Raw genomic sequence first — 21,996 nt, 5'->3', positions numbered from 1 at the left:
ATGATTCATCCTTCATGAGCATTGCCCGACACCATGACCACACCATCGGCGCACTCATGTGCCAGCCAACTGGTCCAGCCGAGGCCGCAGACGTTGTGTTCGCCAATGTGCAACGGTCGGATCTCTTCCTTGGCCAGCACCAGGCGCAGGTCATATTCCAATGGATCCCGAGCCGTCAGGCGCACCAGCGAACACAGCAGCGGGTAGTCGGCCCCAGTGGGCAGAAACCCATGGAGTTGCTGCCAACCCAGGCCCTGCAGATGCACCCTGAACTTGCCGCTACGGTCGGCCACCCGGCAGCCCAGCACCTGGTCATGACCGAGCACACTGTTCGCGTTGCCGAGCCGGTTTCGCTGCGGATCGTCGATGACCACCGTGCGCAGTACCCACTGTTCAATGAACAAGCGGTGGTGTTTGAAGTAGTAGCGCAGCACCGTCTCGATCAAGGATGCCGAATGCGACCGGAGGCCAAGCATCCCGAGGTACGGCAGCAGCCGTTCGCAGTTCAATCGCGCGATACTGCGAATCTGCTGTCCGCTCAGGCCGATCAACGCGAACATCTGCTCGGAGAACGTGTCACGCGCGCCTGCCTGGAAACGCGCCCGGTAACGGTACTTACGCCAGACGGGTAGCATCAGTCGTTGCAGACGGTGATGAAACACGTCCAGAAAATCTCGCGTGGTATTGCCACCCACCCCGTCGGCACACGCCTGCTCGCCATAAAACGCCGGCAAGGGCGACCCCGCGCCACACAAGCCCAACAGGTTGAGTCGAAGACGCGCACGCAACTGCTCGTGTTCGATGAAAAACTCCACCCGGTCAATATCGTGACCGGGAAAGCCAAGACCTGGATTGGCGTGAAACTCCAACAGGTCATACAACGCGTCTTCATCCAACAGCGGATGGGCAACGCGCAAGCGTTTGATCACCTGCAAAACTGCCTGGAATAGCGAGTACTCGCGGATGCTCAGGGACAATCGCGTCAAAGCAGGGGCTGCTGCCCCATCCGTGGTGGCCATAGGTACACGTCTCCTTGTGTGCTGATGACTCTTAGTTCGTGGTAGGCGTTGAGGCTGGCGTAAAGCGCGAAGAATTCGTTGAGTACCGACGCGAAGACGAACACTTCGCCATGCCCCAAAAAGCCTTGGGGATCGATGCTCAGATCAATTCGTATCCCCCGAAACGGCAAGCCACGGTGCAATCGGTCAACCGCCGTATGACTGACGGATCGCATTGCGCCCAGCTTCCTCTCGCTGATCTTCTGCGCTTGTCGGTCGTGGTAGCGCGGTAAGTCATAGGTTTGAAGGATCACCTTCAAGGCATTGATGTCGCTCAACGACAGATAGTTGAGCGACAGGTTGCTGATCAACCGCCAGAGAAAATCCTGATCCAGGGGGGCGGGAAACTGGCCGTCGGTGCGCAGATATTCCGAAACGACAACCCCTCTGGCGTCTGTTCGCAAGGCAGGTTGATGTCCCCAAGCTGCAATAGCCGAGGCAGATTGTGATTGGTACACGTCAACTCGATCGACAGTGTTTGTTGCGCTGACTCAGGACCGTTACCAAACGCAAGCCAGGTCTCAAGGCCTGCATGTTGTGTCGATGGCCGTTGACGAATGCTGTAACTCCCTGGGCCATCCGACAGGTCGTTATCGACATCATGTTCGAAGGATTCGAAGGGCACGTAGGTCTTGTATCCACGCCCACCCGGTTGCCACCCTGTGACACTGTCAACGGAAAATACGCTCGCGTTTTCCCGTGAATACTCACCGGGGACGAGCAGGTACTCATCCTGCTTCCCGTCCAGGCGGATGGGCACTGCATCATGCTTGAACAGGTTCACGATGGGGGTGCAGTACAGTTTGACGTTCTCCAGGGTGGGCTGCCGGGACTCACCCCATGGACTGCGCAACTCGAAGCGCAACATCACTCCACTGACCTGCTTGAGCAATTCGCCAGGTAATTCCTGCAGTACCCCCAGGCCCCCCACATCGACAAACAGATACTTGTCAGGGAAGGCAAAATACTCCTGCAGGTGGCGATACCCCGGAAAGGTATTCTGCGGATACGGGATCAACGCCTGTTCCTCGCTGAAACCCACCGGCTGGACCTGGTCGGCACCCAGTCGTAGCGATAACGCCTGACCATCAACCCCATTGACCGGTAGGCCATCGTGGCCCAAAGGCAGCAGCTCGATACCCTCGAGATGACGCAGCAGGCTCAGGTACAGCTCCTGGCTGATGTAGCGATCCCCGGCGAAATGCAGGCGCAACCGGTTGAGGGTCCATTCACTGAAATTCCCTTCGGCGCTCATCTCCAGACGCAGACTCAACATCCCCCGTCCTGCTCGGGAGCCATACTCCAAGGCGCTCAGTCGCAACGGTAGAACCTGCGTGGCATAGCAGGTCCGAAAACGGCATCGCTCGCCATTGACTGCGGCGCTCTCAACCGGCGTTCCCCTCGCTACGCACACGTCAGGACCTGAGTGCTTCAACGGATCAAACTGCAGCATGCTGAACGCAGGCATCGGGCGCATGTAGTTGGGCCAGAGCAAATGCATCAGCGAGTGGGTCAGTTCTGGAAGCTCGTCATCGAGTTTCTGGCGCAAGCGCCCCGTAAGGAACGCAAAGCCTTCCAGCAGACGCTCTACATCCGGATCTTGACCGGCCTCTGCGAGAAACGGAGCGAGCGCAGGATTACGCTCGGAGAACTGCCGCCCGAGTTGTCGCAACGCGCTGAGTTCGCTTTGGTAATAACGATTAAACGACATCCGGCAAGACCTCTACCCGACCGGAGTCGCCTAGCCGAGCGGTGAACACTACGGGGTGCTGGGTGCCCTTAATCACTAGCGTGGCTTCAATGGCGAAGGCCAGGGCCAGCGGGTCATGGTCCCTCGGCAACGTCTTGACCCGCACATCCTTCAAGCGCGGCTCGTAGGCGCGGATGAATCGCTCGATCAACAAGCGTGACTGAGCCAATGACTCATGCAGGCTCTGGTTCATGTCATTGAGGTCGGGCAAGCCGTAATCCGGCAGCGTCTGCACACTGCCCGCACGGATGCTGAGCATTTTTCCCAGGTGACTCGCGACGGATGTCACGGCACTTGCGGGAGTAGCCGGGCGTTCAAGGCGCTGGAAAAGACTCTGGTGATTGGGCATTCCCTGGCCTCTGCTCATTCTTTGTCGAGCTTGCCGACCAAGGACAATGTGAAATCCGCCCCCATGTACTTGAAATGCGGGCGCACACTCAAGTTGACGCGGTACCAACCGGGTTCGCCGTCGACATCGCTGACAACGATGCGGGCCGCACGCAAGGGTCGCCTCCCACGCACTTCGGCACTGGGGTTTTCCTGATCGGCGACGTACTGGCGAATCCACTTGTTGAGTTCAAGCTCCAGGTCGGTGCGCTCCTTCCACGACCCCAATTGCTCACGCTGCAAGACCTTGAGGTAGTGGGCCAGGCGATTCACCACCATCATGTAGGGCAGTTGAGTGCCCAGGCGGTAATTCAGCTCGGCCTCCTTGCCTTCTGGACTGAGACCGAAGTGTTTCGGCTTCTGGACCGAACTGGCGGAAAAAAATGCCGCATTGTCGCTGCCCTTGCGCATCGTCAAGGCAATGAAGCCCTCCTGCGCCAGCTCGTATTCACGCCGATCGGAAACCAGCACTTCAGTCGGAATCTTGGTTTCAATTTCACCCATGCTGTGGAAGTGATGCAGCGGCAAATCCTCCACCGCGCCACCGCTTTGCGGGCCGATGATGTTCGGACACCAGCGAAAGCGCGCGAAACTGTCGGTCAAACGCGTAGCAAAGGCGTAGGCAGTGTTGCCCCACAGGTAGTGCTCATGGCTATTGACCACGTTTTCCTGATAAGCAAAGGTCTTGACCGGGCATTCAAGGGGATCGTAGGGCGTACGAAGCAGGAAACGCGGCACGGTCAAGCCGATATAGCGTGCGTCTTCGCTTTGGCGAAAGCTTTGCCATTTGGCGAATTGAGGGCCTTCGAAATGGTCTTTCAGATCTTTGAGATCCGGTAGGCCGGTGAAACTTTCCAACCCGAAGAACCCAGGCCCGGCAGCTGCGATAAACGGCGCATGGGCCATGCAGGCCACGCTGGATGCGTATTGCATCAGCTTCACGTCGGGTGCGCTGGGGGACAGAAAGTAATTGGCGATAATCGCGCCCACAGGCTGACCACCGAACTGACCGTATTCCGCACTGTAGATATGCTTGTACAGCCCGGACTGGGTCACTTCCGGAGAGTCCTCGAAATCTTCCAGCAGGTCTTGCCGAGAGATGTTCAGCAGTTCGATCTTGATGTTCTCGCGAAAATTGGTGCGATCAACCAACAACTGCAAACCTTTCCAGGAAGCTTCCAAGGCCTGGAAATCCGGGTGGTGCAGAATCTCATCCATCTGAAGACTGAGCTTCGTGTCGATCTCGGCAATCATCCGATCCACCAGCCGCTTCTTGACGGGCTCACCACGGTTCTGCGGCTTGATCAGCTCTTCGATGAACGCCGAGACGCCACGCTTGGCAATGCCATACGCCTCGTCGTCCGCACTCAGCAGAGTCTGTGCAACGATGTTGTCGAGAATGCTGTATTGATCAGCGGTTTGTGCAGGCAGTGAGTGATGTTGTGTTGTCATGCGGTCAGTGTCCTTTTACTGAAAAATGTCAGGCGTCAGGCGTGTCCAGCCCCAGCTCCGCCAATACCCGGGCACGGGAATCGTCATCGGCCAGGGCCTGCTCGATAGCCTTGCGAAAGCTCGGCGTGTTGCCCAACGGGCCTTTGAGCGCCATCAACGCCTCGCGCAACGCCATCAGCTTGTGCAACTCGGGCACCTGCTCTACCAGGTTCGCGGGATTAAAATCCTTCATGGAATTAATGCTCACCTGAATGGCCAGTTCCTCAACGTCTGCATCCTCCTGCAGACGGTTAGGCACGTTCAGCGTCAGGCTCAACGCCTGTTTGGCCAACACGTCATCCAGGGTGTTCTTATCGATCGCAATTGGCTTTCGATCTTCGAGCTTGCGCACATCTTCACGCTGGGTGAAGTCGCCCAGCACCAACAGCTTCAACGGCAGCTCGACTTCTTCCTGCGCCCCGCCTACAGCGGGCTTGAAAGTGATGTTGATACGCTCCTTGGGGGCGACCGAAACGTTTTTGGCCATGGTGTATTTCCTTATTCAGTGGCTCGAAAGCCTATTCAAGTACCGCTTCCAGATCGAAGAGGCACAGCCTGCGATGGGTGTCTTCCTTGCGCTCACGCACTGCGTGGTTTTGTGGCAACAGGTCGCAGCAGCGATACAGAAGCTGGGTGACCTGAAGGGCCAACTCCGGCTCCCAGTGCTCAAGACCTGTGTGTTGCAGTTCGTGGTCCAGGTGTTCGAGCTGGATCTTCGCCAGCTCATGCTTGCCGGCCTGCACACACAGGCGCGCCTGGGCAAGCCGCCAATGAAATCGCGCGCGTTCGCTGCGAGCGGCATACATCCCTTGTTTGAGTTCATGGATCGCGGCTTTGAGCCCGTCCTGTCGCAACCGGGGTGCGACTGCCTGCAAGGCGCTCTCCCAAGGCTCGGCTTCGGTATCAATCACCACGGCGGCTGATTCGGGTGTTTGCAGATGACGGCTGACCTGCAGCGTGATCCAGTCACGGCTGGCGGCGTCGGCAAAAGGGATGCCGTCGTGAAAACAGAAGGACGGCAGGTCCGGCAGACGTTGCAGCAGCAAGGCGAAGGTCACTTCCAACTCGATCATGGCCTGTTCGGCCCGCAAGGCTTCCAGGCATTGCCAGAGCATGTGCAGCCCGTCAAACCAGAACATCGCACCGGCGAGACTGGCTTCGAGTTCAAGTACCAGGTCGGCGTGATGCCCTTGAGCAAAACGCTCCTGATAACGCTTGAGTTTTTCAGGGGCTGGCCCACGCAGGGTGGTAACCCGTTCGCTGTCGGCGTCCGGATATCCGCTCAGGACGAGCCAGTTCAACGTTCGGTTGAGACGCAGGGCGCGTAGATCGGTGGCGTTCTGGCGCAACCACCAGGCACACAACGGACGGGCCTGCTCCTGCAAAGTGCGCAGCAACTTGCCTGCGTCTTTTTCGTTGTCCACCACGGGCTCGGATTTGAGCAATTGACTGGTCGCCTGCTTGACCTGGGCAATGACGCCGCTCAAGCCTGCTGCCGGGGCATCAGCCTGAAGCGCCTGCTCCAGCCGTTGGGCCAATTGCCTGCGAATCGGCAGCAGCAGCGGCGCGTCGTCCCCCAAGTGCCTGCCCCACAGCTCTTCAAGGCTCGTCAGGTGCTCAAGCACGGCGCGGAACAACAGCTGCTGGTTCTGGAGTGGCAGGCCCTGTGCAAACAGAGGCTCAATGCGCAACACCAGCCAGGCGAATGCTGCGCTTCGGGTACGCAGTTTTTCGGGGTAGCTCTCCACCCAATGATGCTCACAGAGATAGCGCAGCAACCCGAGACCCGCCAGCAAGCCTGGATAAGACTCACGTTGGTACAACGCCCAGGTCATCCACACCACCACGCGTAGATCCTTGGATTGCTGGCGCAACAGGCGTTCGCTGGTTTCCAGGATCTTGTGCCAATCAGGCTGGCGGGTGCCATGAATGGATTGCGCCTTGGTCAACTCGGATTCCAGGCATTCATATTCACTTGAAAAGCGCATATCGCCGCCCGCAAAACATGTTTGCGAACAAGGCGACCTTGCAACTTCAAGATAATAATCACACAGCGTGTCCGAATAAGACATTTCGCACCAGGCGCAACTAACCAAGACGGGAGCAGCCCACTAACCGCACTTGAAATACGGATTAGAAGGCATCTGAACCTTGCCCTAACTTCTGCAAAGTTCCCGAACCTTAGCCACGCCCAAATCATTCAGCAAGCGACGGAATGACACTTAATCCTTTTCCTACAACCGTATTAAATGGGCCACTGCGCAGCATTTTGCGCACCCATTCATGCTTATGCGCTCAACTTGACCTTACAACTTCGACATTCAACCATTCTTCCAACTGAGCAACTAAATGCGCACAGCTGCGCAATTAAATACGGTTTACACCCACAAAGTTCATCCCACACAATCCAAAAAACGAACTTATATAACGCCACACCTCAATGTTTATTGGCCCGCGTACTTTCAGGCACGGTTCTTGTACTAGGCACCTTTCCCAACCCGCGTAATTATCGGTTGGAACTACCTCTTCAATCAGACAAGGAAACCCGTCATGCCAACACCCGCGTATCTCTCCGTCACCGGCGTCAAACAAGGTTTGATCACGGCAGGCACGTTTACCCAGGACTCGGTAGGTAACATTTATCAGGAAGGCCATGAGGACCAGATCCTGGTCCAGGCCTTTTCTCACCAGGTGATCATTCCGCGTGACCCTCAATCCGGCCAACCAACGGGCCAGAGGGTGCATAAGCCCATGATGATCAGCAAAGTCTTCGATAAATCCTCACCGTTGCTGTTCAGTGCATTGACCAGCGGCGAAGAGGTCAAGTGCCGGCTGGAATGGTTGCGCACCTCGTCGGCCGGCACCCAGGAGCACTACTTTACGATTGAACTGGAGGGGGCGACCATCGTGGACATCCAGTCACGCATGCCGAACTGCCAGGATCCGGACAACGCTCATTTCACTCACTTGGAAGACGTTTACTTCACCTATCGCAAGATCGTGTGGACCCACGAAGTGTCCGGCACATCAGGGTCAGATGACTGGCGTAGCCCGGTTGCAGGTTAAACCGGCTTGACGCAGGGACGGCGCCAAGGATGGCGCCGTCCCTGCGAAGGGGCTAAACCATCGCCAGTGGATGTTTGCGTTTGGGTGCGCCAAACACGCGATCAATCGCCTCCAGGTCGTGCTCATCCAGTACCAGCTTGGCGGCGGCCGCATTGAGCCGCACGTGCTCAGGGGTGACGGCCTTGGGGATTGCGATCACGCCATCCTGGCGTAACACCCAGGCCAGGGAGACCTGCGCGGGTGTGACCTCATGGCGGTGGGCGATCTGCTTGAGGGTCGGGCTGGACAACAACTCACCACCTTGGGCGATCGGGCAATACGCCATCAAGGGCAAGTGATGCTGTTGCCACCACGGCAGTAGGTCGAATTCGATGCCACGCTCTTCGATGTTGTAGAGCACCTGGTTGGTGGCGCAGGCCGGGGATGCGAGTTCCTGCAGGTCGGCCACATCGAAATTGGACACCCCCCAACGTCCGATTTTGCCGGCTTCGCGCAGGCGTTCGAAGGCTTCGACGGTTTCTTCGAGGGGGTACTGGCCGCGCCAGTGCAACAGATAAAGATCGATGTAGTCCGTGCCCAGGCGTTGGAGACTGGCTTCACAGGCGCGGGGCACGCCCTTGTGACTGGCGTTGTGCGGGTAGACCTTGCTCACCAGAAATACCTGGTCGCGCTTGCCACGAATGGCTTCGCCGACCACTGTTTCGGCGCCACCATCGCCGTACATTTCGGCGGTATCGATCAGGGTCATGCCCTCGTCGATGCCCAATTGCAACGCCGCGACTTCAGCGCGGTGCTGGTCGGGGTTTTCGCCCATGCGCCAGGTTCCCTGGCCGATAACAGGAACGGGAACACCCGCCAGATCGATGGTGCGCATGACAACCTCCTCATGAGTTCGCGGATTAACAGTGTGGCATTGGCCGGACAAAAGGGTTCAATCGAAGTATGGTTAGCCTCTGCCAAGTCGCCAGGAAGAACCTGTAATGCTGTTTGTCGTCATGCTCGGGGGTAAGCACCCCCGGGCGAAAATTGAAGTACACGATGTGGTATTTGTTGTCGCGGACACGCTGGAGGCCACCTACCCGCAATTGCGCGATGGCTGGTTTGGCGGCCCCAAGGGTATGCATATCGATGCGTGGATGGCGGTGGATGGCGTCGACGGTTGGAAAGTCGAGTTCAGCCCCCTGGCGCCTGCTGCCGGCGCGCATCACCTGTACTTCATTAACCTTGGCGGTTATGAAGCCAACAGCTTTGGCGAAGCCCACCACTACCTGTTGGTGGTGGCCCGCAATAAACAGGAGGCTACGAGCAAGGGCAAGCAACAAATGCTGCGCCAGTGGTCCCAGGCCCACACCGACGGCGTACTGGATATCGATGATTGCCTGCCGATCGATCTGGTGGACGGTCGCTATGTTCACTTGGTACAGGGCCCGCACCAGCCGATCCGCCAGCAGAATGACTACATCGTCCTGACCTGACGCTTCTACAGCGGGGCGGACTATCCCCTGGCGGAGCTGTTTGCATTATTTATTGAAGGGATGACGCGGCAGCCGCGAAGCGGTCTGCGCACGTCCAGCCCGGGGGCGGCGTGCAGAGATCGGTGGATTACACGCAGCCTGGCGCCTTTACCAGCTTCCGGATGCCCCGCCACCCCCACTGGAGCCTCCGCCACCGGAAGAACTGCTACTGGAACTGGAGCTGCTGGAACCCGAGCTTGAGCCACCACTCGACCCGGACCCAGACCCGCCGCTGGTCTTGCCAAAAATGAACAGCGCTGCGAACGAGGCTATCGGGAAGGCGTACAACCAACCGTTACGGCCGAGTTCCATCAGCATCCCCGCCGCCACATACACCCCCACCGCGGCCACCAGTCGCGCAATAAACCCTACGCGGCTCTGCTTCCAGGCGTCCTTCATGATCATCAACAGGACCAGGTACAACCCCAACGCCAGCAACGCACCCAGCGGAAACACCAACCAATGAATGAAGTTGACGTCGGCATATCGCTGATCAACCACCACCAACCCAAGGATGTAGGCCAGCAGCGCAACCACGCCGTAAAACACCGAGCGGGCCATCCACAACGCACCAAACGTCGCGCCGCCGATCAGCAGGGTCAATGGCAGCACCAGCAGGAACATCAGCCAGTCGCGGCCCCCACCAAAAATCGCCAGCAGCACGGTGACGGCCGCCATCGCAATCAAGGCGCGGCGCCAGTGAAGCCTACCGGCGCTGATCAGCACACCGCCAATGGCGCCGATGACAAACGCCAGCGCTATCGCAATGAACTGAGGATTCGCCCCTGGCCCGGCGATTTGGGGTAGGTCGCCGCCGTCCACCAGCACCACCAAGTCGTTTACCCCCTGGGAAACACCGCCGGCAAAATCCCCCTGGCGGAAGGCCGGGGTGATGTGTTCTTCGATGATGCGGTGTGCCAGCAGGTCAGTCACCGTACCCTCCAGGCCGTACCCCACCTCAATACGCACCTTACGGTCCTCCTTGGCCACCACCAGCAGGACGCCGTCATTGACGCCCTTGCGTCCCAACTTCCAGGCGCGGAACAGTTGATTGGAGTAATCCTCGATGCTCGCACCGCCGGTGGTGGGCACCAGTAGCACGGCCACCTGCGCGCCCTTGCGCTGCTCAAGGTCGGCCAGTTGGTTTTTCAGACGGGTGGTGGTGCTGGCATCCAGGGTGTCGGTGAGGTCGATCACCCGTTGGTCGAGGGCGACGCCAATCGGTGAAGTGTCCGCCTGGGCGGTGCTCAAAAGGCCTAAGAACACCAGCGCCACCAGACTCAAGACGGATTGCCGCAGAATCGCCATCATGTTTTGTTACCTGAAGTTTCTTCCTGAAGGCGGCGACTTTACCTTATCCGCACTATATCGCGTGACCCCACGCCGTTGACTATTTAAACTCCCTTCACGCATAGCAAAACGCCACAACCGGAAAGCCCATGGATCTACGCCACCGCAACAATGTCAGTGTGATGGGCAACGGCAGTTCGACCCTGGTGTTCTCCCACGGCTTCGGCTGCAACCAGGCGATGTGGAACTACCTGGCCCCGCAATTTTCCGAGCGTTTTCGCGTGGTGATGTACGACTTGGTGGGCGCCGGCCTGTCGGACCTCAGTGCGTTCGACAAGGCCAAATACAGTTCCCTCGACGGTTACGCGCGCGATTTGAACGAGATCATTGACGCCTTCGCCGTGGGCCCAGTGATCTTGGTGAGCCATTCGGTGAGCGCCATGATCAGCACCCTCGCCGACCGCCAGGCCCCCAACCGTATTGCCGCCCACGTCATGATCGGCCCCTCGCCGCGCTACATCGACGCCGACGGTTATGTCGGCGGCTTCAAACGGGGCGATATCCAGGACCTGCTCGACACCCTCGACAGCAACTACCTCGGTTGGTCCAGCGCCATGGCGCCGGTGATCATGGGCGCGCCTGGGCAACCGGCGTTGAGCCAGGAATTGACCGACAGCTTTTGCCGCACCGAACCTGAGATCGCCAAGCAATTTGCACGGGTGACTTTCATGTCGGATAACCGCCAGGACGTGATCGGCCTGGCCACTCCGGTACTGGTCCTGCAATCGAGCGACGACCTGATTGCCCCGGTCGCCGTAGGTGAATACCTGCACAGCGTGTTGCCCAATAGCACCTATTGCCTGGTGGACAACGTCGGCCATTGCCCGCACATGAGCGCGCCGCACGCCTGTGCAACCGCCATGCACAGCTTCCTGGCCCCTTGGGCGGCTGCACGTGCCGACTGATCTGTTCGACAGCGCCGCCTGCGCCCTCGCCGTCACGGCAGAGGACGGCACGATCCTGCAAGTCAATGCGCGGTTCAGCGAGTGGCTGGGGTTCAGCACGACTGAGCTGTGCGGCAAGCGTTTTCAGGATTTGCTGACCATGGGCGGGCAAATCTTCCACCAGACCCATCTGGCGCCGATGCTGCGCATGCGCGGCAGCGTCACCGAAGTGAAACTCGACATGCTGCACCGTGACGGCCACAAAGTGACCGTACTGCTCAACGGTATCAAGCGAGAACAGACCGATGCCGTGGTACACGACCTGGCGCTGTTCGGCACCACTGATCGTGACAAGTACGAGCGCGAGCTGCTCAATGCACGCAAACTGGCCGAGGCCTTGCTTCAGGAAAAGACTGACACCGAACTTGCCCTGCAGCACGCCCAGGCCGAATTGCACGAGGCCTATGCCATTTCCCAGAGTCGCGCACGGTTTGCCGAGCAAATGGTGGCGATTGTCAGCCATGACCTGAAAAACCCGCTGACCGCCATACGTATGGCCTCGGATTTTCTGGCAAGGGGCGAACGCACGACCAAGGAACGCCAACTGCTCGGGCATATCGGCCAGTCGTCCGAGCGTGCCCAACGCATGATCGCCGACCTGCTGGACTTCACCCAGGCACGCGTCGGCCAGGGCATCACCATCAAGGCAGCGCCGCTGGACCTGCATGAGGTGATTCATCGTGCTGTGGATGAACTGCGCGTGGCCTTTCCCAAGGCATCCTTGGTGCACCTCGCCGATGGCAATGGCGACGCCAGTCTGGACGCCGACCGCGTGCAGCAGATCATCGGTAATCTGGTGGCGAACAGCGTGGCGTATGGTGACCCGCAACGACCAATCACCATCACTTCACGCCTGGGAGATAACCGGTGCGAAGTGTCGGTACATAACTACGGCCGAGTGATCCCGAAAGCGTTGCTGGCCGAATTGTTCGAGCCCATGACACGTGGTACCGATCAGGGCAGTGACGTACGCAGCGTCGGCCTTGGCCTGTACATCGTGCGCGAATTGGCCAGGGTGCATGGCGGCGATGTAGCGGTGAGTTCCTGTGTCACGGGCGGCACGACGTTTACCGTCAACTTTCAGCCTACGTAGGCGCTGCCCTGCATCACCGGCTCCACGCTGCCTGTGAGCACCACTGCCCCCTCGCCCGCCCAGTGCACAGTCACCGTGCCGCCGTCGCAGTGCACCTGCACCGTGGCGTCCAGCAAGCCACGGCGGATCCCATTGACCACCGCGCCACAGCAGCACGACCCGGAACCCAGCGGCACGCCACCGCCGCGCTCCCAGATGCGCAGGCGGATATGACCACGGTCGAGCACCTGCACGAAATGCACATTGGTCTTGGCTGGGAACAATGGGTGAATTTCCAGCGCCGGGCCCACGATCGCCACGTCGACAGCCGTGAGGTCTTCCACGAAAAAGGTGCAATGCGGATTGCCCATGCTGCACGCCGCCGGGTTGCCATCGATGGGCAAGGTGAGCGTATCCATGGCCTCGGCCAGCGGCACGGCCGACCAGTCCAGCGACGGCTCACCCATGTTCACCGAAATTTGCCGCCCCGCAGCCCGCGCACAGGTCAGCAAGCCGCGGTCAGTACGCAGCACCACCGAATCCGTGCCCGCCTCATGCATCAGACGGTCAGCCACGCCACGGGTGGCACTGCCGCAGGTGGCCAGCAGCGTACCGTTGGGGTTCCAGAATTTGATGCGCGCGGCGGCGTCATCACAATCGAGCAGCACGGCCAGTTGGTTGAAACCGATACCGGTGTGGCGGTTACCGAGTTGGCGGGCAACTTTCGCGGTAATCGGATCGTGCAGGCCCCGGCGATCGATGATGATGAAATCATCGCCATGGGCGTGCATTTTCACAAACGGCAGAGGCATGGGCTTTCCTGTGGTCGACCGATGGGGAACTGAAGGATACCCTGAACCGCACCCATCTTATCGAGAGCCACCCATGCTAATTGTCTTCAGCGGACTGCCCGGCACCGGCAAGACCACCATCGCCCAGGCGCTGGCAGGCCAGATCGGCGCAGTGTACCTGCGCATCGATGTGATTGAGCAGGCGATCCGTGACGCGGGCGTGTTGGCGAGCGATGTGGGTGCCAGCGGTTATGGGGTAGCGAATGCCTTGGCGTTGAGCAATCTGCGATTGGGGCATGCGGTGGTGGCTGACTGCGTGAACCCGGTCAAGGAAAGCCGGGAGGCGTGGAAAACATCGGCGGCAATGGCAGGTGCGCAGTTGCTGGATATTCGGGTGATTTGTTCTGACCGGCAGGAACATCAACGGCGGGTGGAAGCCCGCACGGGAGATATTCCCGGCCTGGCTCCACCCCCTTGGGAGTCGGTGCTGGCGCATGAGTACGAGGCGTGGGCCGAAGTGCCGATGACGCTCGACACCGCACTCATGACGCCGGATGAGGCGGTAACAAGAGTGCTGGCGACGCTCAAAGCACGCTCCCCATCGCCTTCATCAACACCAGGTCCCGCCCATAGATATCCGGCGCATACACCAACCCGCCCTCGCGATTGACCTCAACCGTCCAATAACTCAACAGCACCGGTACCGGCGTGGCCAACCTGAACTCATGGGTCAGGCCCGTAGCCAGCAGCTCATCGGTACGGGCGCGCTCAGCCGGGCTCACCAGTAAATCCCGAAGCAACAACGGTTGCTCGACCCGCACGCATCCCGAACTGAATGCCCGCGGTCCTTTGGTAAACAGCGGTTGGCTCGGCGTGTCATGCAGGTACACCGAGTACGGGTTGGGAAAACGCATCACGATCTTGCCCAGCGGATTGCGCGGACCGGCTTCCTGACGCAGCAGGATATTGCCGGGTCGGGCCCAGTCCACCTGTTCGGCAGTCAGCGGGTGGCCTTCGGCGTCCAGTACTTGCAGGTTCTGCTGGCGCAGGTATTCGGGGTTGAGGCGGATGGCCGGGAGTTTGTCCTCGCGCATGATGGTGGGTGGGATGGTCCAGGTGGGGTTGAGGGTCAGCCGGGTAATGCGCGATTTGAGCAGCGGCGTCTGACGTTCGGCGCGACCGACTTGCAAGCGGGTTTGCCAGACCGGGATGCCGCTCTGGTACACGCTCAGTTGCGCGGCAGCGACGTTGACCAACACGCCTTCGGGCTCCAAGTCCTGGGCCAGCCAGCGGAAACGTTCGAGGTTGATGCGCAGTTGTTCGCGGCGCACCGCCGGGCTGATGTTCAATTCGGCCACGGTGCCGGCGCCGATCACCCCATCGGCCTGCAACGAATGGCTGAGCTGAAAGGCCTTGACCGCCTTGACCAGTTCATCGCCGTACTGCTTGCCGCTGGGCGCGTTGGCCAGGTAGCCGCCACTGATCAGGCGCCGCGCCAGCTCCGGCACGCGGGGGTCTTCCATGCCCGGACGCAGCAGCGGGCCGCTGGCCACAGGGTCCCAATGCGGTAAGGGTTGCTGGCGCACGGTGGAATAAGCGTTGCGCAGGCTGCGATACAAATCGGCACTGGGCCGTGCCTGGTCGAACGCCTGGGCCATGTCTTGCAGACCTTGGGCCGCAAACGCCAGCACTTCGACGTTGGGGTCGCGGGTGGGTGGTTGAGCGTGCCACAGCGGTTCGAAGCGCGATTGCTGCAGGCGGCCGTAATGAAGATCCTGCAGGGCTTGCAGGTAGTGCTGGCTGCTGGTGATATCGCTGCACAGCACGTTGGCCGTGGCATCTGGCACAGGCAAGCTATAGTGGGTAGGGTCCAGGCCGTCATCGGCGAGCATCAGCAACTGAGATTGCAGGGCTTGCCGACGGTCATCGGCGGACCACAGCGGCATGTTGCCTTGCTGCTGGTAGAAGGCTTGCAGGCGCAGTTGGGCGGCGGCGTCGACCTGCCGAGCCAGGTCCGGGCAGACACTGGGCAGTTGCGCCAACGCCTGTTGCACGGGTGCCAGATCGACCGGCGCCGGCGTGGTCACCGGCAACGGCTCGACCGGCAGCGCGACGGCTGTCGCGACCAATGGTGCAACGAGCAGGCAAATGCTCAAGTAACATGCGTGTTTTTTGAACAATTGACCAGGCTCCAATCCACACCGGGGGACACTTCGTAGATGCTGACTTTCATGCGCCGCCTCGGTTTGATGACCGTGGCGTTGGCTACGCTGAGCAATTTTGCGCTTGCTGCCAATCAGACCTCTCCTAACTTGTATAGCAGCCTGGCGCGCTCGGCTCCAGAACTCAATCCCACCGTACTCAAAAGCGCCCTCAACGCGGTGCAGTGTGCGGTCAATAACGGCGAAGAACGTTCCGAGCGCCTAGCGGTTATTGACTACTCCCAGCCATCGACCGCCCGTCGGCTGTGGATCTTCGATCTGCGCAAGAAGACCCTGGTGCTGCGCGACCTGGTGGCCCATGGAGCCAAATCTGGGGAGAACTTCGCCACACAGTTCTCCAACCTGGAAGGCAGCCACCAGTCCAGCCTTGGGCTGTTCCGCACCCAGGAAAGCTACCTGGGCACCCACGGCTACTCGCTGCGCATGGACGGCCTGGAGCCGGGCTTCAATGACCAGGCCCGCGATCGTGCCATCGTGATTCACGCCGCCGACTATGTGAGCCCCCTGTGGAGCAAGCGCGAAGGCCGTATCGGCCGCAGCCAGGGTTGCCCGGCCGTGCGCCCGCAAGTGGCGCGCCAGGTAGTGGATAAGCTCAAGGATGGGCAGTTCATGTTTTCGTGGTACCCCGACCAGCGCTGGTTGAAGTCTTCGACCTACCTCAATTGCAAACCCCAACAGGTGGCGAGTAGTCGTACAATCCGTGGCGGATAGCCTGTCCCCATAGATAAAAGAGAGCGTCGCATGCTTCTACACAAATCCACCTGGATCGAGATCGGGCAGTTTCTGGAGCGCAACCGCACGGTGGTGATTCCGATCGGTTCCAACGAACAGCATGGCCCCACCGGCCTGCTGGGCACCGACTGGATGTGCCCGGAAATCATCGCCCATGAAGCGCAGAAGAACGCCGACCTCCTGATCGGCCCCACCTTCAACATCGGCATGGCCCAGCATCACCTGGGCTTTCCCGGCACCATTTCCCTGCGCCCTTCCACTTTTATCGCCGCGATTGGCGATTGGGTGCGTTCGCTGGCCGGGCATGGTTTCGAGAAGATCCTGTTTCTGAACGGCCACGGCGGCAATATCGCCACCATTGAAGCCGCATTTTCCGAGCTGTACGCCGAAGCCAGCTTCGCCCGCCGCCCGGCCGGGTTTGCCTTGAAGCTGGTGAACTGGTGGGACCTGGAAGGTGTGAACGACCTGGCGCAACGCCAATTCCCGGTGGGCCATGGCAGCCATGCCACGCCTTCGGAGATTGCAGTGACCCAATGGGCCTACCCGGACGCGATCAAGACGGCGGATTACTCGCCGCAAATTGCCAACACCGGGCCGATCCGTGAAGCCCTGGACTTCCGCGCACGCTTCCCGGACGGACGCATGGGTTCGGATCCGGCGCTGGCGACAGTGGAAAAAGGTGGGGAGCTGGTGGCGTTGGCGGCGCAGGGGTTGGTCAAGACGGTCAACGCCTTCAGCAACGAAGCCAAACCCTAGGCCTGACACACATTCAAAATGTGGGAGCAAGCCCGCTCCCACTGGGGGCGGTGTTACTTACATTCCTGTGCGGCAAGCTCCAATCGCGACGGCTTAATCGTCGACGCCAGCGGCTTGCGCTCATACAGGAACACCTTGCCACCGTCCTGGGTCTTGTAGGCTTCCAGCACATCATCGGCGGCAATCTTGCTGGTCAATACCACTTTGGCGTGGCGCGAGTTCTGCGTCACGGTGGCGGCGATCCCGTGTTTTTCCAGCTTGGGCAGCACACACTGCACATAGGCTTCAGGCGTTTTGCTGGTCTGGAAGGTCATGGTTGGAGCGTTGGGGGCGGAAACACAACCGGCCAACAACAAGGAAGCAAGGGCCAAGGCCGGGGCGAAAAAAGCGCGCATCAAAAATTCCTGACGATAAAAAAATAAAGGTTCACATCAACCGGCACGAACCAACGCTTTGAGCGAGGCATCGAACTGCTTCAAGGCATCCAGTTGCACATCCCGCTGCTGCTCGATCTGCGCGGCAATTTCCGGCGCGGCCTTATCGTGTACCCACACCGATGGCACCTGCTTGTGCACCGAGCCTTCGGCCTTGGCGATGTATTGCAGGTTCGCATCGTAGAACCGCGCAATGAAACGCGCCTCGACCTGGTCGTTACGCTGGGTCAGCAACTGGTTATGGGTATCGAGCATCACCACCACATCGGGGTGAGCCTGCACCAGGGCATCCAGGTTGTCGTAGACCGTCACCGACAAAAAGGTGCCTTGCAGCGAGCTCATCAACCAATCGATGGCCAGCTCCGGGTCGGAGCTGTTGACGAACGCCTGGCGGATACGCCCGTCGAGGGCATCCCTGGCGCCATTCAAGGCCATGTCGTGGTAGCGTTCGAGGTAGCTGAGGTTGTCGCGGGTGTTGTCACTCAGCAATACACCCACCGACTGCGCGTGCTGCAGGGATTCTACGCTACCGTTGACAGGTAGCAAATGGCGCGTGCGCAGATCATCGGCGACTGCCGCGTTGTTGAAGGCAACCGTGCCGAGCATCAAAGTCATCAAAGCCAGCTGAATAAACGTCCTCATCGCGTATTTCCTTGAACAGCATCTCGATGGGGTGATTTTGCGCTTTTCCCGCAAAAACAGAACTTGCGTTCCATGATGGTGACTATTATCTGAACCGATAGTGCTGACATAAAACTTATAAGGACCCCGCCATGAAGCCCCACCAGAAAACCTTCGACCGCATCCGCGAAGCCGTACTACCGGAGTTTCGCGAGCGGGTCGCCGATTACCTGGTCGATTATGAAAACGTGCTGTTGGACGAGGCGGCTGACAACGATCAAGTCAGCGCCAGCGCCCAACAACTGCGCGGTTACCTGCGCGGCCTGAACACAACGCGGGTGCTGGGCATGGCGGATTGGGAGGACCTGGATCGCCGGGTCCTGCAAATCTCTGAGCGCTCTACAGCGCAGGACGATGCTGATTGACCCACGCCTGTACGGAGGGCCGCTGCCACTGGCGCTGCGCGTATTCCACCAATTCGGCAGGTACGCTGTCGCCGTTGAGAATCAGGCGGTTAAGCATCACGGCCAGGTCCACATCGGCGATTGACCAGTCGCCGAACAGATACGCTGGGTTGCCGACCAACAAGTCCTGCGCCGCACTGATCAACTTGGCCGCCGCCGCTTCAGCGACTGGGGACAATGGCGGCATCTTCTGCCCGTAGAACACCACCATCGTCGAACGCTCCTGGCGGATCGGCAGCAAGTCACTGCGCAACCAAGCCTGTATCTGGCGCGCCCGCGCCCGCAGCTTTGGGTCGGCCGGGTACACCGGCGTTCCGGGGTAGGCTTGCTCCAGGTACTCGGTGATCGCCGAGGACTCAGACAAGGCGAAGTCGCCCTCTACCAAGGTCGGCACGCGTTGGGTCAGGGACAGGCGGGCGAAGTCGGCCGCGTGCTGTTGCGCGGCATCCAGGTCCAGGGTGATCGTGTCGAACGCCAGGCCTTTTTCGCGCAGCGTGACGAACACCGACAGGGCGTAGGGGCTGGTGTACATATGGTCAACATACAGGCGCATAACGATTCTCCTTGAGGGGAACACCACGCTACGAGATGTGCCGCAAGAAAGACAATGCGCTGTTTTTATGGGGGCATTCCTTGGCGGAATACTGGCCTAGCCGGCAAACCCACCCTCGTCCAGGAAGGCGCGTTCTTCCTCCGTGGTCTCCCGAGCCAACACCTCATTCCGATGAGGAAAGCGCCCGAACCGCTCGATGATCCGGGCATGCTCCTTGGCCCAATGGTAGGTGCTGGCGTCCAATGCCTGGTTGAGGATCAGCGAGCGCTGCTGGTCCGCCGGGTTTTCCGAATGTTCGAACGGCAGGTAACAGAATGCGCGCAACCCCGGGTCGATCTGTTGATCCAGCCCGGCGTCGACCAGGCGGCGGGCGTACAAGCGTGCCAGCGGGTCGGTGGCGAACATATGGGCGGTGCCGCGAAAGGCGTTGCGCGGGTATTGGTCGAGCAGGATCAGCAGGGCCAGGGCACCTTGCGCAGAGTCCAGCCAGTGTTCGAGTTCACGCCGGGCAGCTTGCAGGTGGGTGGTGTGGAAGGTGTCGCGAAAGCGGGCGTCGAAGGCTTCGTCCTTGGCAAACCAGCGCTTGGGGCCGGCGTGTTTCCAGAACTCGATGACGGATTGTGGGGTGTGTTGGGTCGCACTCACGGGGCTATCTCCTGTAGGAACCGGCTCGCCGGCGCCTACAGTGGACCGTGTTTGCGGATCAGAAGTCCACTGTTGCCGAGCACTTGACTGCGTGCGGCTCGCTGCCGAAACCGGCGATGTTCGCAATACAACGCCTGGACAGGCAGAGGGAGCGAAGACGACATGCCGATCCCCCGCCCCCGGTAGCAGTTAAGAGCTGATCGCATTCAAATTTGAGCAACGAATCGCAGCAACGCGCACACTAATGTTATAGGATAACACCCCACTTCCGCCCTGCCCTGTGACCCCGCCCATGACCGATGCTGTTCCCCTGCGCCAACGCCTGCTCTCCATCGATGCCCTGCGCGGCCTGGTGATCCTGTTCATGCTGCTGGACCACGTGCGCGAAACCTTCCTGCTGCACCGCCAGGTCAGCGACCCGATGACCATCGACAGCACCGAGCCTGCGCTGTTTGTCAGCCGTACCCTCGCCCACCTGTGTGCGCCCGTGTTTGTGTTGCTCACGGGGTTATCGGCCTGGCTGTATGGCCAGAAATACCAGGGCCGACGCGACGTGTCGGCGTTCCTGTTCAAGCGCGGGCTGTTTCTGGTGGTGCTGGAATTCACCTTGGTCAACTTCGCGTGGACCTTCCAGTTGCCGCCCAGCGTGATCTACATGCAAGTGATCTGGGCGATTGGCGTGAGCATGATCGCCCTTGCTGCGCTGGTGTGGTTGCCGCGTCCGCTGTTGATTGCGTTTGCGGTGGTGATTATCGCCGGGCACAACCTGCTGGACGGGCTGCACTTCGAGACCGGTTCGGCACTGCATGTTCCATGGGCGATCCTGCATGAGCGCAGTTGGATCGAGGTGGGCGACTCGCTGCGCCTGCGCATCACTTATCCGGTGCTGCCGTGGATCGGTGTGATAGCCCTGGGTTATTGCCTGGGCCCGTGGTTTGCCAAAAGCATGCAGCCGACGTTGCGCCAACGTTATCTGTTGCTCGGCGGTGTGAGTGCGTGGGTGGGGTTCGTGGTGGTGCGAGCGGCCAATGGGTATGGCGACACACCATGGCAAGCCTATGACAACGGCGTGCAGACCCTGATGAGTTTTTTCAACATCACCAAATACCCGCCTTCGTTGCTGTTTTTGGCCCTGACGCTGGGTATCGGATTGTTGCTGTTGCTGGCGTTTGAAAAAGCTGGGGCCAAGCGTTGGATCAGCATGCTCGCCACTTTCGGGGCGGCGCCGATGTTCTTTTATTTGCTGCACCTGTATGTGCTGAAAATCCTCTACGTCGTGTGCGTGGCGCTGTTTGGCCTGAATCACGGCAACTACTTCGGCTTTGACGGCATGGGCGCCATTTGGCTGGTGGCGCTGCTGCTGCCGCTGGCGCTGTACCCGCCGGTACATTGGTTCGCCGGGCTGAAGGCGCGGCGCCGCGACCTGGCCTGGCTCAAATATCTATAGAATCCGGACAGCTTTTCTGTGGGCGCTGGCTTGCCTGCGATTGCATCACCTCGGTCTATGCAGGCTACCGAGGCGCCCAGGGCCCTTCATGTCGCGACCAGATGCAGATAGAACGCGTGAAACATGAAATACGCACACACCGCCAGCGCCAGGCCCATACAGCGGTTGAACACCGTAAACGCTGACGTCCCGTTGATCCGCCGTCCCAGGAGTGCGCCGAGCAACGCATAGATCCACGGCGCGCCAAACGCGCCAAAGGCCAGCAACCCCGACACCGCCGCAATCGAGACCCCAGTGATATGCGCCGCCGGCAGCATGACGCTGGTGATTGGCAGCACCGCCATGATGCCCTTGGGGTTGAGCAACTGGATCACCAGGCCGTTCCAGAACGTGAGGGTCCTGGTCGGAGCGGTTGAGGCTTCTTCATCGACCACCGTGCGCGCGGTGAACACCTGATAAGCCAGGTACAAGGTGTACACGCCGCCAATCAATGAGATATAGGGCAACGCCGCCTGAGAAATGATCGCTTCGCCGGTGTAGCCGAACAGCATGAACAACACCAGCATCGCGCACCCCACGCCGACGAAAAACCCGGTGGAGCGACGGAACTGCCCCGTGAGCCCGGCGTTAAGGCCCATGAAATTTACGGGGCCGGGGCTGTACATGACGCTGAAGGCGTAGAGGAAGATGTCCATGGGA

The 21,996-nt window shown here is 59.9% G+C and carries 23 protein-coding genes and 1 pseudogene; 9 read left to right on the top strand and 15 right to left on the bottom strand.

All coding sequences use genetic code 11. From position 1 onward, the window contains the following. Nucleotides 1-5 precede the first annotated feature (5 nt). The 6 genes and pseudogenes from tssG to tssA form a co-directional block, all read right to left on the bottom strand. Entirely contained in the window at nucleotides 6-1,019 is a 1,014-nt protein-coding gene (gene tssG / locus AB4O08_RS25640) for a type VI secretion system baseplate subunit TssG (RefSeq protein ID WP_010209963.1), read from the bottom strand. After that, nucleotides 983-2,769: pseudogene (gene tssF, locus AB4O08_RS25635) on the bottom strand (type VI secretion system baseplate subunit TssF). Before tssF ends, tssG begins: the two are co-directional and overlap by 37 nt. Continuing rightward, nucleotides 2,759-3,157 (bottom strand): type VI secretion system baseplate subunit TssE, encoded by a 399-nt coding sequence (tssE, locus tag AB4O08_RS25630; RefSeq protein WP_010209959.1) that lies wholly within the window; start codon nucleotides 3,155-3,157, stop codon nucleotides 2,759-2,761. Before tssE ends, tssF begins: the two are co-directional and overlap by 11 nt. Nucleotides 3,158-3,171: 14 nt before the next feature. Beyond that, nucleotides 3,172-4,647 carry a type VI secretion system contractile sheath large subunit gene (tssC, locus tag AB4O08_RS25625; RefSeq protein WP_106119125.1) on the bottom strand — a complete coding sequence of 492 codons (1,476 nt, stop codon included), beginning with the start codon at nucleotides 4,645-4,647 and terminating at the stop codon, nucleotides 3,172-3,174. Nucleotides 4,648-4,675: 28 nt separating this feature from the next. Continuing rightward, complete coding sequence (tssB, locus tag AB4O08_RS25620) at nucleotides 4,676-5,173, bottom strand: type VI secretion system contractile sheath small subunit (RefSeq protein WP_021491584.1); 498 nt, start codon at nucleotides 5,171-5,173, stop codon at nucleotides 4,676-4,678. Nucleotides 5,174-5,204: 31 nt separating this feature from the next. Continuing rightward, nucleotides 5,205-6,758: a type VI secretion system protein TssA gene (gene tssA, locus AB4O08_RS25615; RefSeq protein WP_074900670.1), complete on the bottom strand. Its 1,554-nt coding sequence runs from the start codon at nucleotides 6,756-6,758 to the stop codon at nucleotides 5,205-5,207. A gap of 478 nt (nucleotides 6,759-7,236) precedes the next feature. Between tssA and AB4O08_RS25610 the strand changes: the two genes are divergently transcribed. Further along, a complete protein-coding gene (locus AB4O08_RS25610) occupies nucleotides 7,237-7,752 on the top strand; it encodes an Hcp family type VI secretion system effector (protein WP_010209954.1) in 516 nt (171 codons plus the stop codon). A 52-nt stretch (nucleotides 7,753-7,804) separates the two neighbouring features. On the opposite strand, the gene AB4O08_RS25605 is transcribed toward AB4O08_RS25610, so the two are convergent. After that, complete coding sequence (locus tag AB4O08_RS25605) at nucleotides 7,805-8,626, bottom strand: aldo/keto reductase (RefSeq protein ID WP_010209952.1); 822 nt, start codon at nucleotides 8,624-8,626, stop codon at nucleotides 7,805-7,807. A 106-nt stretch (nucleotides 8,627-8,732) separates the two neighbouring features. Here AB4O08_RS25605 and AB4O08_RS25600 point away from each other — a divergent pair, with 106 nt between their 5' ends. Beyond that, nucleotides 8,733-9,227 (top strand): DUF1543 domain-containing protein, encoded by a 495-nt coding sequence (locus AB4O08_RS25600; RefSeq protein ID WP_010209951.1) that lies wholly within the window; start codon nucleotides 8,733-8,735, stop codon nucleotides 9,225-9,227. A gap of 147 nt (nucleotides 9,228-9,374) precedes the next feature. Here AB4O08_RS25600 and AB4O08_RS25595 read toward each other — a convergent pair whose 3' ends face one another. Continuing rightward, nucleotides 9,375-10,577, bottom strand: a complete 1,203-nt coding sequence (locus AB4O08_RS25595) for a TPM domain-containing protein (RefSeq protein WP_047541648.1) — start codon at nucleotides 10,575-10,577, stop codon at nucleotides 9,375-9,377. A gap of 128 nt (nucleotides 10,578-10,705) precedes the next feature. Between AB4O08_RS25595 and AB4O08_RS25590 the strand changes: the two genes are divergently transcribed. Together AB4O08_RS25590 and AB4O08_RS25585 are read left to right on the top strand one after the other, a co-directional pair. After that, a complete protein-coding gene (locus tag AB4O08_RS25590; RefSeq protein ID WP_010209948.1) occupies nucleotides 10,706-11,521 on the top strand; it encodes an alpha/beta fold hydrolase in 816 nt (271 codons plus the stop codon). Next, nucleotides 11,511-12,653, top strand: a complete 1,143-nt coding sequence (locus AB4O08_RS25585) for a PAS domain-containing sensor histidine kinase (protein WP_010209947.1) — start codon at nucleotides 11,511-11,513, stop codon at nucleotides 12,651-12,653. Before AB4O08_RS25590 ends, AB4O08_RS25585 begins: the two co-directional genes overlap by 11 nt. On the opposite strand, the gene dapF is transcribed toward AB4O08_RS25585, so the two are convergent. Then, complete coding sequence (dapF, locus tag AB4O08_RS25580) at nucleotides 12,641-13,444, bottom strand: diaminopimelate epimerase (protein ID WP_460114483.1); 804 nt, start codon at nucleotides 13,442-13,444, stop codon at nucleotides 12,641-12,643. The genes AB4O08_RS25585 and dapF overlap by 13 nt on opposite strands. A 73-nt stretch (nucleotides 13,445-13,517) precedes the next feature. On the opposite strand from dapF, the gene AB4O08_RS25575 reads away from it, so the two are divergent. Continuing rightward, nucleotides 13,518-14,093: a P-loop nucleotide/nucleoside kinase family protein gene (locus AB4O08_RS25575; protein ID WP_154847139.1), complete on the top strand. Its 576-nt coding sequence runs from the start codon at nucleotides 13,518-13,520 to the stop codon at nucleotides 14,091-14,093. Here the strand turns inward: AB4O08_RS25575 and AB4O08_RS25570 are convergent. Further along, entirely contained in the window at nucleotides 14,008-15,603 is a 1,596-nt protein-coding gene (locus AB4O08_RS25570; protein WP_460114482.1) for a L,D-transpeptidase family protein, read from the bottom strand. The genes AB4O08_RS25575 and AB4O08_RS25570 overlap by 86 nt on opposite strands. 39 nt (nucleotides 15,604-15,642) lie before the next feature. Between AB4O08_RS25570 and AB4O08_RS25565 the strand changes: the two genes are divergently transcribed. Beyond that, nucleotides 15,643-16,356: a murein L,D-transpeptidase catalytic domain family protein gene (locus tag AB4O08_RS25565; protein WP_016977141.1), complete on the top strand. Its 714-nt coding sequence runs from the start codon at nucleotides 15,643-15,645 to the stop codon at nucleotides 16,354-16,356. Between the two features lie 30 nt (nucleotides 16,357-16,386). Beyond that, nucleotides 16,387-17,133 (top strand): creatininase family protein, encoded by a 747-nt coding sequence (locus tag AB4O08_RS25560; RefSeq protein ID WP_010209941.1) that lies wholly within the window; start codon nucleotides 16,387-16,389, stop codon nucleotides 17,131-17,133. Nucleotides 17,134-17,186: 53 nt separating this feature from the next. Here the strand turns inward: AB4O08_RS25560 and AB4O08_RS25555 are convergent, their stop codons facing one another. Further along, nucleotides 17,187-17,528 (bottom strand): hypothetical protein, encoded by a 342-nt coding sequence (locus tag AB4O08_RS25555; protein ID WP_010209939.1) that lies wholly within the window; start codon nucleotides 17,526-17,528, stop codon nucleotides 17,187-17,189. Nucleotides 17,529-17,564: 36 nt separating this feature from the next. Further along, nucleotides 17,565-18,209, bottom strand: a complete 645-nt coding sequence (locus AB4O08_RS25550) for a hypothetical protein (RefSeq protein ID WP_044287299.1) — start codon at nucleotides 18,207-18,209, stop codon at nucleotides 17,565-17,567. A gap of 131 nt (nucleotides 18,210-18,340) precedes the next feature. Between AB4O08_RS25550 and AB4O08_RS25545 the strand changes: the two genes are divergently transcribed. Continuing rightward, on the top strand, nucleotides 18,341-18,613 hold the full coding sequence (locus AB4O08_RS25545; protein ID WP_010209937.1) for a hypothetical protein: 273 nt from the start codon (nucleotides 18,341-18,343) through the stop codon (nucleotides 18,611-18,613). Here AB4O08_RS25545 and yfcF read toward each other — a convergent pair. Continuing rightward, nucleotides 18,588-19,205, bottom strand: a complete 618-nt coding sequence (gene yfcF, locus AB4O08_RS25540) for a glutathione transferase (protein ID WP_044287300.1) — start codon at nucleotides 19,203-19,205, stop codon at nucleotides 18,588-18,590. The two genes, AB4O08_RS25545 and yfcF, sit on opposite strands and share 26 nt — an antisense overlap. Nucleotides 19,206-19,301: 96 nt before the next feature. Continuing rightward, nucleotides 19,302-19,850, bottom strand: a complete 549-nt coding sequence (locus AB4O08_RS25535) for a DUF924 family protein (protein ID WP_010209933.1) — start codon at nucleotides 19,848-19,850, stop codon at nucleotides 19,302-19,304. A 292-nt stretch (nucleotides 19,851-20,142) separates the two neighbouring features. On the opposite strand from AB4O08_RS25535, the gene AB4O08_RS25530 reads away from it, so the two are divergent. Further along, complete coding sequence (locus AB4O08_RS25530) at nucleotides 20,143-21,297, top strand: DUF1624 domain-containing protein (RefSeq protein WP_176332326.1); 1,155 nt, start codon at nucleotides 20,143-20,145, stop codon at nucleotides 21,295-21,297. An 86-nt stretch (nucleotides 21,298-21,383) separates the two neighbouring features. Here AB4O08_RS25530 and AB4O08_RS25525 read toward each other — a convergent pair whose 3' ends face one another. Beyond that, nucleotides 21,384-21,992: a LysE family translocator gene (locus AB4O08_RS25525; protein ID WP_176332325.1), complete on the bottom strand. Its 609-nt coding sequence runs from the start codon at nucleotides 21,990-21,992 to the stop codon at nucleotides 21,384-21,386. Nucleotides 21,993-21,996 lie beyond the last annotated feature (4 nt).

The organism is Pseudomonas sp. H3_E07 (genome assembly GCF_054668895.1).
Note: the sequence above shows the minus strand (reverse complement) of the source record. Positions and strands in the feature narration are given on the sequence as shown.